Raw genomic sequence first — 13130 nt, 5'->3', positions numbered from 1 at the left:
TCTCCGTGTGCCCGGACACACCGGGAATGCGGGCCCCTTAGGATCCGTTGGGTGGGGTGAGAGCGCCGAGCGAGGCTCCCACCGGCAGTAGGCAGCAGCAGTCTCCAGAGACGAGGAATCAAGCCGTGAGCGACGTCCGTAACGTGATCATCATCGGCTCCGGGCCCGCCGGTTACACGGCGGCGCTCTACACCGCGCGCGCGTCGCTGAAGCCACTGGTGTTCGAGGGCGCCGTCACCGCGGGTGGTGCGCTCATGAACACTACCGAGGTCGAGAACTTCCCCGGTTTCCAGGACGGCATCATGGGCCCCGAGCTCATGGACAACATGCGCGCGCAGGCCGAGCGCTTCGGTGCCGAGCTGGTTCCGGACGACATCGTCTCCGCCGACCTCACCGGTGAGATCAAGACCGTCACGGACACCGCGGGCACGGTGCACAAGGCGAAGGCCGTCATCGTCGCCACCGGCTCCCAGCACCGCAAGCTGGGCCTGCCGAACGAGGACGCCCTCTCCGGCCGCGGAGTCTCCTGGTGCGCCACCTGTGACGGGTTCTTCTTCAAGGACCAGGACATCGCCGTGATCGGCGGCGGCGACACCGCGATGGAGGAGGCCACCTTCCTTTCGCGCTTCGCCAAGTCCGTCACCGTCGTCCACCGTCGTGACACCCTGCGGGCCTCGAAGGCGATGCAGGACCGCGCCTTCGCCGACCCGAAGATCAAGTTCGTGTGGGACAGCGAGGTCGCCGAAATCAAGGGCAACCCCAAGCTCGAGGGCCTGACGCTGCGGAACCTGAAGACCGGGGAGCTCACCGAGCTGCCGGTGACCGGCCTGTTCATCGCGATCGGGCACGACCCGCGCACCGAGCTGTTCAAGGGCCAGCTCGACCTCGACGAGGAGGGCTACCTCAAGGTGGACGCCCCCTCGACCCGCACCAACCTGACCGGTGTCTTCGGCGCGGGCGACGTGGTCGACCACACCTACCGCCAGGCGATCACCGCAGCCGGCACGGGCTGCTCCGCCGCCCTGGACGCCGAGCGCTACCTCGCCGCCCTCGCGGACAGTGAGCAGCAGGCCGAGCCCGAGAAGACCACCGTCTGACCCCCCGATTCGCCCATCGCATCACCGAGGTAAGGAGCCCGCCGTGGCAGGCACCCTGAAGAACGTGACCGACGCCTCCTTCGAGGAGGACGTCCTCAAGAGCGACAAGCCCGTCCTGGTGGACTTCTGGGCTGCCTGGTGCGGCCCCTGCCGCCAGATCGCCCCGTCGCTCGAGGCGATCGCCGCCGAGTACGGTGAAAAGATCGAGGTCGTCAAGCTCAACATCGACGAGAACCCGGCGACGGCCGCCAAGTACGGCGTCATGTCGATCCCGACCCTGAACGTCTACCAGGGTGGCGAGGTCGCCAAGACCATCGTCGGTGCCAAGCCGAAGGCCGCGATCGTCCGCGACCTCGAGGACTTCATCGCCGAGTAGACGGCGAGGCCGCCGAGCCAGGCCGCGCCGAGCGCGGCCGACAGCGAGGTGGCGATGTTTCACGTGAAACGCGTAGGGGCCGACCTTCAGAGGTCGGCCCCTACGCATGAGCCCGGCTACAGAGGCCGCAATGCCGGCTCCTTCTGCACGGCTCCCAGCAGACGGTCCAACGCCAGCTCGACGTCTTCCTTCCAGGAGAGGGTCGAGCGCAGTTCCAGCCTGAGCCGGGGGTACGTCGGGTGCGGCCGTACTGTCTTGAATCCCACGGCCAGCAGATGGTCGGCAGGCAGCAGGCACGCTGGTTCCTTCCAGCGTGCATCGCCGAAGGCCTCGATCGCCTTGAAGCCCCGGCGCAGCAGATCCTTGGCGACCGTCTGGACCATCACCCGGCCAAGCCCCTGGCCCTGGTAACCGGGCATGATGAAGGCGGTCATCAGCTGGACCGCGTCCGGTGACACCGGGCTCGTGGGGAAGGCCGTGGAACGCGGGACATAGGCGGGCGGTGCGTACAGCACGAAGCCCACCGGTACGTCGTCCACGTAGACCACCCGGCCGCAGGAGCCCCAGTCCAACAGGACGGCGGAGATCCAGGCCTCCTTCTCCAGCGCGGAGGTGCCGGCCTTTACCGCCGCCTCTCCGCTGACGGGGTCCAGTTCCCAGAAGACACACGCGCGACAGCGCTTGGGAAGGTCCGGAAGGTTGTCCAGCGTGAGCGGTACGAGCCGACGCCCCATGAAGGCAGTTCCTCGCTTCCTTCGCCCGCAGCGCTGCGGGCGGCTGTCAGAGCGCTCCGCTCCCTGAGCAGGCTGCCGACGAACCCGCCGACCGCTCCCACACTCAGGCCCGCGGTCACCAGTCCGGTACGGCTCATGGTTCGCATGGCCCCCGCCTCCCCGATCAAGGTGCCGTCAGGTGGATGCGCCATACCCGAACGCATCGTATCCACGTTGGTGATTCGATCGATACTGCCTGAAAGCAAAGAGCGGGCCGTGTCCCGGTACACACCGGACACGGCCCACCCGGAGGATCGCCGATCCGCGACCGGCTTCACCCGGAAGGCTCAGTCCTCCGGCTCCTCGGCGTCGCCGTCCTGCAGACCCTTCTGCAGGACCGGCCCCTCGCCCGGGGCAAGCGTGCTGAGGATCCGCTCCAGATCCTCCATCGAGGCGAACTCGACGGTGATCTTGCCCTTCTTCTGTCCGAGGTCGACCTTCACCCGGGTCTCGAAGCGATCCGAGAGCCGCGTCGCCAGGTCGCTGAGCGCCGGGGAGACCCGGGCACCGGCGCGTGGCCCCTTGGAACGCGGGGCACTGCGCGGCCGGGACCCCATGAGCGTGACGATCTCCTCGACGGCGCGCACGGACAGCCCCTCGGCCACGATGCGGTGCGCCAGCCGGTCCTGCTCCTCCGAGTCCTCCACGGACAGCAGCGCCCGGGCGTGCCCTGCGGAGAGCACCCCGGCGGCCACCCGGCGCTGCACCGCCGGCGACAGCTTCAGCAGCCTCAGGGTGTTGGACACCTGAGGACGCGACCGGCCGATGCGGTCGGCCAGCTGGTCGTGGGTGCAGTTGAAGTCCCTGAGGAGCTGGTCGTAGGCGGCTGCCTCTTCCAGCGGGTTCAGCTGCGCTCGGTGCAGGTTCTCCAGGAGGGCGTCCAGGAGCAGCTTCTCGTCGTCCGTGGCTCGCACGATCGCCGGGATGGCCTCCAGGCCGGCCTCACGGCAGGCCCGCCAGCGCCGCTCGCCCATGATGAGCTCGTAGCGCGCCGGGCCCAGCTGACGCACCACGATCGGCTGGAGAAGGCCGACCTCCTTGATGGAGGTGACGAGTTCGGCGAGCGCGTCCTCGTCGAACACCTCACGGGGCTGCCGGGGATTCGGGGTGATGGCGTCGAGGGGCAGCTCGGCGAAGTGAGCACCGATCGGCGGCGCAGGCGTCTCCACCGCGCTCTGCGCGGACGTGTCCTCGGTTTCACGTGAAACAGTCGACAGCGTGGCCACCTTCGCGGCGGCCACCCCCCGGTCCGTCGTCAGGACGGGGGCCGCCGGTGAGGCGGGTGCGCCGCCACCCACCGCCCCCTGAGCCGTCGGCTTGTCCCCTGTCGGGGCAGCAGGGATCAGTGCGCCGAGACCACGGCCCAACCCCCTCCGTCGCTCGCTCACTGAATCCCCTCCACCATGCTCTGTTCCGTCCGGGCGCCGACATGGGCGTGCTGTCCGTCGTAGTGGACGCCGACACCCTTCAGCGCGATTTCACGTGCCGCCTCAAGATACGAGAGGGCACCGCTCGACCCTGGATCGTAGGTCAGCACCGTCTGCCCATAGCTCGGCGCCTCGGAAATACGGACCGAGCGAGGAATGCTGGTCCTCAGCACCTCGTCGCCGAAGTGATTGCGCACCTCTTCCGCGACCTGGGATGCCAGGCGTGTCCGGCCGTCGTACATGGTGAGCAGGATGGTCGACACATGCAGGGCCGGGTTGAGGTGCCCCCGCACCAGGTCGACATTGCGAAGCAGCTGCCCCAGACCCTCCAGTGCGTAGTACTCGCACTGGATCGGGATGAGCACCTCCTGCCCGGCGACCAGGGCGTTGACCGTCAACAGGCCAAGAGAGGGCGGGCAGTCGATGAGGATGTAGTCCAACGGCTGCTCATAGGCTTGGATCGCCCGCTCCAGTCGGCTCTCCCGGGCCACCAGGGACACCAGCTCGATCTCCGCACCCGCGAGGTCGATCGTGGCCGGAGCGCAGAAGAGACCTTCCACGTCGGGGACGGGCTGGACGACCTCTGCGAGCGGCTTGCTCTCGACCAACACGTCATAAATGGACGGGACTTCGGCGTGGTGGTCGATCCCCAGCGCGGTGGACGCATTGCCCTGCGGGTCCAGGTCGATCACCAGGACACGGGCGCCATGCAGGGCGAGGGAAGCGGCGAGATTGACGGTCGTCGTCGTCTTGCCCACGCCACCCTTCTGGTTGGCGACCACAATGACCCGGGTCTGCTCCGGCCGCGGCAGCCCCTCGCCGGCACGACCCAGTGCCTCCACCGCAAGTTGGGCAGCACGACCGATGGGAGTGTCGTCCATCGGGGGCGGTGTTTCACGTGAAACATCCTCCCCCATCGACTCGGTACGGGGACCGGGGACCGGATCGGTCATCGGTCCCGCGATGTTGGCGTCGGACCGCAAGGATTCACTCTCCTCGACATCAGGCTCGCAATGAACAGAGCCTCCCATGCCTTCGGGGTTGTGAACCAGTGAGGTCTGGTCTTCTGTGGAGAAATCCACCTCTGTGGACAACTCCGTACCCTCCACGGGGGGTACCACGCTATGAGTAGACCGCTTTCCGAGAGATCCGAGAGGCTTACGATCGCGGGGTTCGGCAGCCCGGCCGCGACTGATGATGCCGTGCAGCAGTGAGCGACGTTTCACGTGAAACACGATGCACAGCAGCCGCGGTCAAGCTTCCGCGACACTCCGAGATGCGTAGGTTTGGCAGCTTGTGTGGCCTACGGCCCACACTCAGACCAGATCAGACAACCGCCAGGTCAACGACGTCGGCGTGCCCGCCCCGTCCGGGCCGCCTTGGCCCGCTTGGCTGCGAACCGTACCCCACCGGGGCTCTCCCCGACCTCGACCCGCACGACGGTCGACGGCGGGTCCACGATGCCCTCCCCTACATGGAGGATGGACGTCTCGACCGCACCGAGCTTGGCCAGAGCGGTGGCCGCACTCTTCAGTTCCTCTTCCGCGGTGTCGCCCTTGAGGGCCAGCATCTCCCCGTAGGGACGCAGCAGCGGAATGCCCCAGGTGGCCAGACGATCCAGCGGCGCCACCGCCCGGGCGGTCACGACATGGACCGGCGGAATCCTGCCCATGACCTCCTCGGCCCGACCGCGAACGACGGTCACATGATCAAGGCCGAGCAGCTCGACGACCTCCGTGAGGAAATTGGTGCGCCGCAGCAGCGGCTCGAGCAACGTGATCTTCAGGTCGTCCCGAACGAGCGCCAGGGGAATACCGGGCAGGCCGGCACCCGAGCCGACGTCGCACACCGTCACCCCTTCGGGGACGACCTCCGAGAGCACCGCGCAGTTCAGCAGGTGCCTCTCCCACAGGCGGGGCACCTCCCGCGGGCCGATCAGCCCTCGTTGCACGCCCGCCTCTGCCAGCAGCTCGGCGTACCGGACCGCATCCGCGAAGCGATCACCGAATACGTCACGTGCCTGTTCGGGCGCAGGGGGGAGCTCCGCTGCCTCCGTCACGGGGACCGTCCTTCCGTACCGCATCAGCGCGACCAGCGCCGATCACCAGAACTACCAGGCTGACAAAGTTCGGCCCCGCCTGCGCTACAGACGGGGCCGGAGAGACGTACGGACCGATTCAGGCGGGCAGCACGACGACGAAGCGCTGCGGCTCCTCGCCCTCGGACTCGCTGCGCAGGCCCGCGGACTTGACCGCGTCGTGCACCACCTTGCGCTCGAACGGCGTCATCGGCTTGAGCTTCACGGGCTCCCCGGTGCTCTTGACCTCGGCCGCCGCCTTGGCGCCGAGTTCCGAGAGCTCGGCGCGCTTCTTGGCGCGGAAGCCCGCGATGTCGAGCATCAGGCGGCTGCGGTCGCCGGTCTCCCGGTGCACGGCCAGGCGCGTGAGCTCCTGGAGCGCCTCCAGCACCTCACCGTCACGGCCGACCAGCTTCAGCAGGTCACGGCTGCCCGTGTCGCTGATGATCGAGACGGACGCGCGGTCGCCCTCGACGTCCATGTCGATGTCGCCGTCGAGATCGGCGATGTCCAGCAGACCCTCGAGGTAGTCCGCCGCGATCTCACCCTCCTGCTCCAGGCGGGTCAGGGTGTCTGCACCCTCGGCAGCGGCGGAGGTGGTGCCTTCCGTCACGGGATGGACTCCTTCTTACTTCTTGGACGGGGACTTGGGCCGCTGCGGACCCTTGCGCTGGCCGGACTGGGCCCGGCTACGGGTGCCACCGCCGGGCTGCTGCGCCGCCTTCTTGGCAGCACCGGCCGGCTTGGCGTCCTGCGGCTCATCGGCCTTGTCCAGCGACGGCGAGGAGGTCTCCGGCTCGGAGCCCCCGGCCGGCTTGGCACCACCGGACTGGCGCTGCGCCTTGCTCTGCCGCTTGGGCTGCTGACGCTTCGGGGCGGCGGCACCGGTGACCGTCGTCGTACCGTCCTCGGCGGTGGCGACGGCCGTGACCTCGCTCTTCACCACGGTGCCGTCGGGCTGGGCCGCGAGGCCGGCCTTGTTCAGGGCGTTGATGAACTTGCGCTCGAACTCGTTGCGGTCCCGGCCCTTGGCGACGATCGCCTTGACGATGGTCTTCTCGCTGCGGCGACGGATCTTGCCGTGGTGCGTGACGTGCTTGCTCAGGCGCTCCAGGTAGGCCGCCTGCGCCTTGGAACCCGGGGTCGGGTTGTTGTGGATGACGTACATCTGCTGGCCCATGGTCCACACGTTGGTGGTCAGCCAGTAGACGAGGACACCGACCGGGAAGTTGATGCCGAAGACGGCGAACATGACCGGGAAGACGTACATCAGCATCTTCTGCTGCTGCATGAACGGCGTCTTCACCGTCGTGTCGACGTTCTTCGTCATCAGCTGGCGCTGCGTGTAGAACTGCGACGCCGACATCAGGACGATCATGACCGCGGTGACGACCCGGACGTCGGTCAGCGAGGCACCGAGCTGGGCGACCTTGCCCGAGCCGTCCGTGAACTTCGCGGCCAGCGGGGCGCCGAAGATGTGCGCCTTACGGGCGCTGGCAAGCAGCGTGTCGTTGATGACACCGATCGTCTTGCCCGTCGCGATGCCGTTGAGCACGTGGTACAGGGCGAAGAAGAACGGGGACTGCGCCAGGATGGGAAGGCACGAGGAGAGCGGGTTGGTGCCCGACTCCTTGTACAGCTTCATCATCTCTTCGGACTGACGCTGCTTGTCGTTCTTGTAGCGCTCCTGGATCTTCTTCATCTCGGGCTGGAGCGTCTGCATGGCCCGGGTCGCCTTGATCTGCTTCACGAAGAGCGGGATCAGGCAGATACGGATCAGGATCACCAGGGACACGATGGACAGGCCCCAGGCCCAGCCGGTGTCGGCGCCGAAGATCGCGCCGTACACCTTGTGGAACTGGACGATGACCCAGGAAACGGGTGTGGTGATGAAGCTGAAGAGGCTGGCAATCGTGTCCACTAATCATGCTCCTTGGGCATGGGACGAGGTCTCTGCGGCCGGGCTCGAAGGGAGATCCCCCTCGGTGGCCGGTTCGGCGGCGGAGGGCCCGCCCTTACGTGCACGCCAGGCGTCACGCAGCATTTCGTGCCACCGCGGACGCTTGCGCGGCGGGACATGGTCCACACCGCCGAGCGACCACGGATTGCACCGCAGGATGCGCCAGGCGGTCAGCGCCGTGCCCTTGATCGCACCGTGCCGGTCGATGGCCGTGTAGCCGTAGTGGGAACACGACGGGTAGTACTTGCACACGGGCCCGAGCAGCGGACTGATCGTCCACTGGTACAGCTTGATCAGAGCCAGCAGCGGGTACTTCATCGCGCGCCCCCTCCTCCCAGCAGCCGCTGGAGAGCGGCATCCAGGTCTCGGGCCAGCTGTGCATGGTCGGCGTCACCCGCACCGGGCAGCGCTCGTACGACTACCAGGCTACCGGGGGGCAACAGGGCCACTCGGTCACGCATCAGATGGCGAAGCCTGCGCTTCACCTTGTTGCGAACGACCGCTCCGCCCACTGCCTTGCTCACGACGAAACCCGCACGCGTCGGGGGAGCGCTCTCCCCAGGCGCGTGCGGGTCCGTGGCACCGCTACGTAGGTGGACGACGAGAAGCGGGCGTCCGGCCCGGCGTCCTCGGCGTACCGCGGTCGCGAAGTCCTCGCGCCGCCTCAGCCGATGCTCGGTAGGCAGCACGTCATGACCTGTACGCGATCAGGCGGACAGGCGGGCGCGACCCTTGCTGCGGCGGGACGCCAGGATGGCGCGGCCGGCACGGGTGCGCATACGCAGCCGGAAGCCGTGGGTCTTCGCGCGACGACGGTTGTTCGGCTGGAAGGTGCGCTTGCTCACTCGGGGGCTCCAGTAATGATTCGGTGGGTGGCGGGGTGTCGCCTGGCTGTCACCGTGCGCCCACGAGTAGCTCGCATTACGCCCGAGTGCACCGCTTCCCGATCACCGAAATGTGCCCTGGTCGGCACACTGGTACGTGATCTGTGCCCATCGGAGGCAGGCGGCAGCAGCCATCGACAACTCGACCTGGTTACGGTACGCGGGGCTGCGCCATCCGGTCAAACCGATGGTCGGTCGGGGACACTTGTCCACAGGCTGGGGACAACAACTTGAACCGCACGGGCCGCCCTGACTACCGTGACTGGACTCCGATTCGTTCCCTTATCCCTGCCCGAGCAGTTTTGCTCCCGACCTGACCGAACCGATTCACATCCCGACCCGTCCCGCAACCACACGTTCGTGGGACCTGTGAGAGAGCGTGCCCTGTGGCTGACGTACCCGCCGATCTTGCCGCAGTGTGGCCGCGAGTACTCGAGCAGCTCCTCGGTGAGGGCCACGGGCCGGGCGTCGAGGCGAAGGACGAGCACTGGATCAGGCGCTGCCAGCCGCTGGCGCTGGTGGCCGACACCGCCCTGCTCGCCGTTCCGAACGAGTTCGCGAAGGGTGTCCTCGAGGGCCGGCTGGCGCCGATCGTCAGCGAGACGCTGAGCCGTGAGTGCGGCCGTCCGATCCGTATCGCGATCACCGTCGACGACTCCGCGGGCGAGCCGCCCGCCCCGCCCGCCCAGTCGCGCTACGAGGAGCCCGAGCTGCCCTCTCCGCAGGGCCGCGACGGATATGACGGCGGCGGCTACGAGGGGTACGGTCGTCACCGCGCCGACGACCACCGCGACCACCGCGATCACCGCGCAGGCCGCCCCGACCAGCGTCCCGGCGACCAGCTCCCGCCCGCCCGCGCCGACCAGCTCCCTGCCGCCCGGCCTGCGTACCCGGGCGAGTACCAGCGCCCCGAGCCCGGCGCCTGGCCGCGCCCCGCCCAGGACGACTACGGCTGGCAGCAGCAGCGGCTCGGCTTTTCCGAGCGCGACCCGTACGCGACACCGGACTACCGCGCGCAGTCGCTGGACCGGTCGCCGTACGAGCAGCAGCGCTCGGACTACGACGGCGGACGCCCGGATTACGACGGCGGACGCCCGGATTACGACGGCGGACGCCCGGATTACGAAAGTGGGCGCCCGGAGTACGACAGCGGTCGCCCCGACTACGACAAGCAGCGGCCCGACCGCCGTGAGCTCCCGGAGCCGCCCTCAGGCAACGGCCATGTGCACAGAGGGGGCCCGGTCGGCCCGAACCTGCCCACGACCGGCGCACCCGGTCCGCTGGCCGCGCAGCCCGCGCCGGCGACCGGGCCGGGCGAGCCCACCGCGCGCCTGAACCCCAAGTACCTCTTCGACACGTTCGTGATCGGTGCCTCGAACCGCTTCGCGCACGCCGCCGCCGTCGCCGTCGCCGAGGCACCGGCCAAGGCCTACAACCCCCTGTTCATCTATGGGGAGTCGGGGCTCGGCAAGACCCACCTGCTGCACGCGATCGGGCACTACGCGCGCAGCCTGTACCCCGGCACGCGCGTGCGGTACGTGAGCTCCGAGGAGTTCACCAACGAGTTCATCAACTCCATTCGCGACGGCAAGGCGGATGCCTTCCGCAAGCGCTACCGCGACATGGACATCCTGCTCGTCGACGACATCCAGTTCCTGGCGCAGAAGGAGTCGACGCAGGAGGAGTTCTTCCACACCTTCAACACCCTCCACAACGCCAACAAGCAGATCGTGCTGTCCTCGGACCGGCCGCCCAAGCAGCTGGTCACCCTGGAGGACCGGCTGCGCAACCGCTTCGAGTGGGGACTGATCACCGACGTCCAGCCGCCGGAGCTGGAGACGCGCATCGCGATCCTGCGCAAGAAGGCGGTACAGGAGCAGCTGAACGCGCCGCCGGAGGTGCTGGAGTTCATCGCCTCCCGGATCTCGCGCAACATCCGCGAGCTGGAGGGCGCGCTGATCCGGGTGACGGCGTTCGCGTCGCTCAACCGGCAGCCCGTGGACCTGGGCCTGACGGAGATCGTGCTCAAGGACCTGATCCCGGGCGGCGAGGACACGGCCCCCGAGATCACCGCGACGGCGATCATGGCGGCCACCGCCGACTACTTCGGTCTGACGGTGGAGGACCTGTGCGGCACCTCGCGCGGCCGAGCGCTGGTGACCGCACGGCAGATCGCGATGTACCTGTGCCGTGAGCTGACCGATCTGTCGCTGCCGAAGATCGGCGCGCAGTTCGGGGGCCGCGACCACACGACGGTCATGCACGCCGACCGCAAGATCCGCGCTCTGATGGCCGAGCGGCGCTCCATCTACAACCAGGTGACGGAACTGACGAACCGCATCAAGAACGGCTGACGCGGTCGGCACGGGCCGGCACGGACGGTCCTACGCCTTCGCAGGTGCCCTGGGGCAAGGCCCCGGGGCGCCTTTTGCGTTCCCGTCGTGCCCAGGGCGGCTTGCCCGCGCCCCCGGTCCACGGACGCCCTACGACACCCGCTGTTCGATTAACTGCCGGGTTACGGCCACTCTCCACAGATCCGGTGACTTTCTTCCGTCCACATCCTGGGGACCGCCAAGTTGTCCAGATCGCATCCACAGGGGGTGCGGGGGAAAGACCATCACGCCAGCTCATCGGCTTGTGGATTCGTGGACGGCCAGTCTCCACAGTCTGTGGACGAGGAGAAGATCCACAGGCTGCGCACGGAGTTGTCCACCGGCAACCCACAGGCCGAGGCGGGTTGTCCCCAGTGATCCCCAGCTTCTCCACAGTCCTGTCCACTGTTCGGCAACGCGGCGCGCCTCCTCACCGACCGGAGTGAAAGGCGTCACACCAAGGTGCTGGGTTGCCCTGTGGGAAAGACGGGTAAAGCTGGGGACGGCACTGGGGAGAAGTGCCCCGAGGCTGTGCACGGGGTGTGCAGAACTTTCCGTTCTCCACAGAGACCCCTGGTTGTCCACGGGCTGCGCCCACAGGCCCCGTGGACAAAATTCCGCCTCCGACCTGGGACAACGCGGTTATCCACGGTTTCCACAGGCCCTACTACTACTCCCGACTAGAGAGACCGGGGAATTAGCTTGGAAGCGGGGTCTGTGCACAACTCGCCCTCCGGCTCCCGACTGCCCCTCGTCACGACTTGACCCCGAGAGGCACCTACTGTCAGTGGGGTGCGTCAGACTGGTCCCCGGTGTCCTTCCCCTCACCGGGACCCACGACACCGAGTCAGACGACGAAGGCCAGGCAGGGCGAGAGCGCCGGCAACAGCAGGAGGCGGCTTACGGTGAAGATCCGGGTGGAACGCGACGTACTCGCGGAGGCAGTGGCCTGGGCGGCGCGCAGCCTCCCGGCCCGTCCGCCGGCGCCTGTCCTCGCCGGCCTGCTGCTGAGGGCCGAGGACGGCCAGCTGAGCCTGTCCAGCTTCGACTACGAGGTCTCCGCGCGTGTGTCCGTGGAGGCGGAGGTCGAGGAGGAGGGCACGGTCCTCGTCTCCGGCCGCCTCCTCGCCGACATCTCCCGCGCCCTCCCCAACCGCCCGGTGGAGATTTCCACAGACGGTGTACGGGCGACGGTGGTCTGCGGCTCGTCCCGGTTCACCCTGCACACACTGCCTGTGGAGGAGTACCCGGCGCTGCCGCAGATGCCGAACGCGACGGGCACGGTGCCCGGCGAGGTCTTCGCCTCCGCCGTGCAGCAGGTCGCGATCGCCGCCGGCCGTGACGACACGCTGCCCGTGCTGACCGGTGTGCGCATCGAGATCGAGGGCGACACGGTCACGCTGGCCTCCACCGACCGCTACCGCTTCGCGGTCCGCGAGTTCCTGTGGAAGCCGGAGAACCCGGAGGCGTCCGCGGTGGCCCTGGTGCCCGCCAAGACGCTCCTGGACACCGCCAAGGCGCTGACCAGCGGCGACAGCGTGACCCTGGCGCTGTCCGGCTCGGGCGCGGGCGAGGGCCTGATCGGTTTCGAGGGCGCCGGGCGGCGGACGACGACCCGCCTCCTGGAGGGCGACCTGCCGAAGTACCGCACGCTGTTCCCGACGGAGTTCAACTCGGTCGCCACCCTGGAGACCGCGCCCTTCGTGGAGGCCGTCAAGCGCGTGGCGCTGGTCGCCGAGCGCAACACCCCGGTGCGGCTGAGCTTCGAGCAGGGCGTGCTGATCCTGGAGGCCGGTTCCAGCGACGACGCACAGGCTGTGGAAAGGGTCGACGCCCATCTGGAGGGCGACGACATCTCGATCGCCTTCAACCCGACCTTCCTGCTGGACGGCCTGAGCGCGATCGACTCCCCGGTGGCCCAGCTGTCCTTCACGACGTCCACCAAGCCCGCGCTGCTGGGTGGCAAGCCGGCCGTGGACGCCGAGGCGGACGAGGCGTACAAGTACCTGATCATGCCGGTGCGCCTCAGCGGCTGACGGTCGTCCACAGTCCTCTGGGGTCCGGTGGATGACGGGTCCCAGGGGGAAGCCGCAGGTGGGACTACGTATGAGCGCGTATGCCCACAGCTGTGCGTGACCGTCCGGGTTTAGGCTCGGACACGGGT

The 13130-nt window shown here is 68.3% G+C and carries 13 protein-coding genes; 4 read left to right on the top strand and 9 right to left on the bottom strand.

Translation table 11 applies throughout. The features are described from left to right. Positions 1-125 precede the first annotated feature (125 nt). Complete coding sequence (trxB, locus tag ACIRC0_RS18450; RefSeq protein WP_403617190.1) at positions 126-1097, top strand: thioredoxin-disulfide reductase; 972 nt, start codon at positions 126-128, stop codon at positions 1095-1097. Between the two features lie 43 nt (positions 1098-1140). Then, complete coding sequence (gene trxA / locus ACIRC0_RS18445) at positions 1141-1473, top strand: thioredoxin (RefSeq protein ID WP_103837288.1); 333 nt, start codon at positions 1141-1143, stop codon at positions 1471-1473. A 116-nt stretch (positions 1474-1589) separates the two neighbouring features. On the opposite strand, the gene ACIRC0_RS18440 is transcribed toward trxA, so the two are convergent. From ACIRC0_RS18440 to rpmH, 9 genes are all read right to left on the bottom strand, one after another. Then, entirely contained in the window at positions 1590-2207 is a 618-nt protein-coding gene (locus ACIRC0_RS18440; protein ID WP_403617189.1) for a GNAT family N-acetyltransferase, read from the bottom strand. A 326-nt stretch (positions 2208-2533) separates the two neighbouring features. Further along, positions 2534-3634, bottom strand: coding sequence for a ParB/RepB/Spo0J family partition protein (locus ACIRC0_RS18435; RefSeq protein ID WP_403617188.1), 1101 nt, complete (start codon positions 3632-3634; stop codon positions 2534-2536). Next, entirely contained in the window at positions 3631-4704 is a 1074-nt protein-coding gene (locus ACIRC0_RS18430; protein ID WP_403617360.1) for a ParA family protein, read from the bottom strand. The genes ACIRC0_RS18435 and ACIRC0_RS18430 overlap by 4 nt, the downstream gene beginning before the upstream one ends. A gap of 311 nt (positions 4705-5015) precedes the next feature. Continuing rightward, positions 5016-5732 carry a 16S rRNA (guanine(527)-N(7))-methyltransferase RsmG gene (gene rsmG, locus ACIRC0_RS18425; RefSeq protein ID WP_403617187.1) on the bottom strand — a complete coding sequence of 239 codons (717 nt, stop codon included), beginning with the start codon at positions 5730-5732 and terminating at the stop codon, positions 5016-5018. A 118-nt stretch (positions 5733-5850) separates the two neighbouring features. After that, complete coding sequence (locus ACIRC0_RS18420; protein ID WP_366025284.1) at positions 5851-6363, bottom strand: R3H domain-containing nucleic acid-binding protein; 513 nt, start codon at positions 6361-6363, stop codon at positions 5851-5853. A 15-nt stretch (positions 6364-6378) separates the two neighbouring features. Continuing rightward, positions 6379-7671: a membrane protein insertase YidC gene (yidC, locus tag ACIRC0_RS18415; RefSeq protein ID WP_403617186.1), complete on the bottom strand. Its 1293-nt coding sequence runs from the start codon at positions 7669-7671 to the stop codon at positions 6379-6381. Between the two features lie 3 nt (positions 7672-7674). After that, positions 7675-8028, bottom strand: coding sequence for a membrane protein insertion efficiency factor YidD (gene yidD / locus ACIRC0_RS18410; protein WP_103837294.1), 354 nt, complete (start codon positions 8026-8028; stop codon positions 7675-7677). After that, positions 8025-8399, bottom strand: a complete 375-nt coding sequence (gene rnpA, locus ACIRC0_RS18405; RefSeq protein WP_200421635.1) for a ribonuclease P protein component — start codon at positions 8397-8399, stop codon at positions 8025-8027. Before rnpA ends, yidD begins: the two co-directional genes overlap by 4 nt. 18 nt (positions 8400-8417) lie before the next feature. Next, positions 8418-8555, bottom strand: coding sequence for a 50S ribosomal protein L34 (gene rpmH / locus ACIRC0_RS18400; protein ID WP_003956500.1), 138 nt, complete (start codon positions 8553-8555; stop codon positions 8418-8420). A 425-nt stretch (positions 8556-8980) separates the two neighbouring features. Here rpmH and dnaA point away from each other — a divergent pair, with 425 nt between their 5' ends. After that, on the top strand, positions 8981-10948 hold the full coding sequence (gene dnaA, locus ACIRC0_RS18395) for a chromosomal replication initiator protein DnaA (protein ID WP_403617185.1): 1968 nt from the start codon (positions 8981-8983) through the stop codon (positions 10946-10948). 923 nt (positions 10949-11871) lie between these two features. Beyond that, entirely contained in the window at positions 11872-13002 is a 1131-nt protein-coding gene (dnaN, locus tag ACIRC0_RS18390) for a DNA polymerase III subunit beta (protein WP_403617184.1), read from the top strand. The last annotated feature ends 128 nt before the right edge of the window (positions 13003-13130 follow it).

It is taken from the genome of Streptomyces sp. NPDC093984 (genome assembly GCF_044764595.1).
Taxonomy (GTDB): Bacteria; Actinomycetota; Actinomycetes; order Streptomycetales; family Streptomycetaceae; genus Streptomyces; species Streptomyces cynarae.
This window is presented reverse-complemented; position numbering and strand designations above follow the sequence as displayed.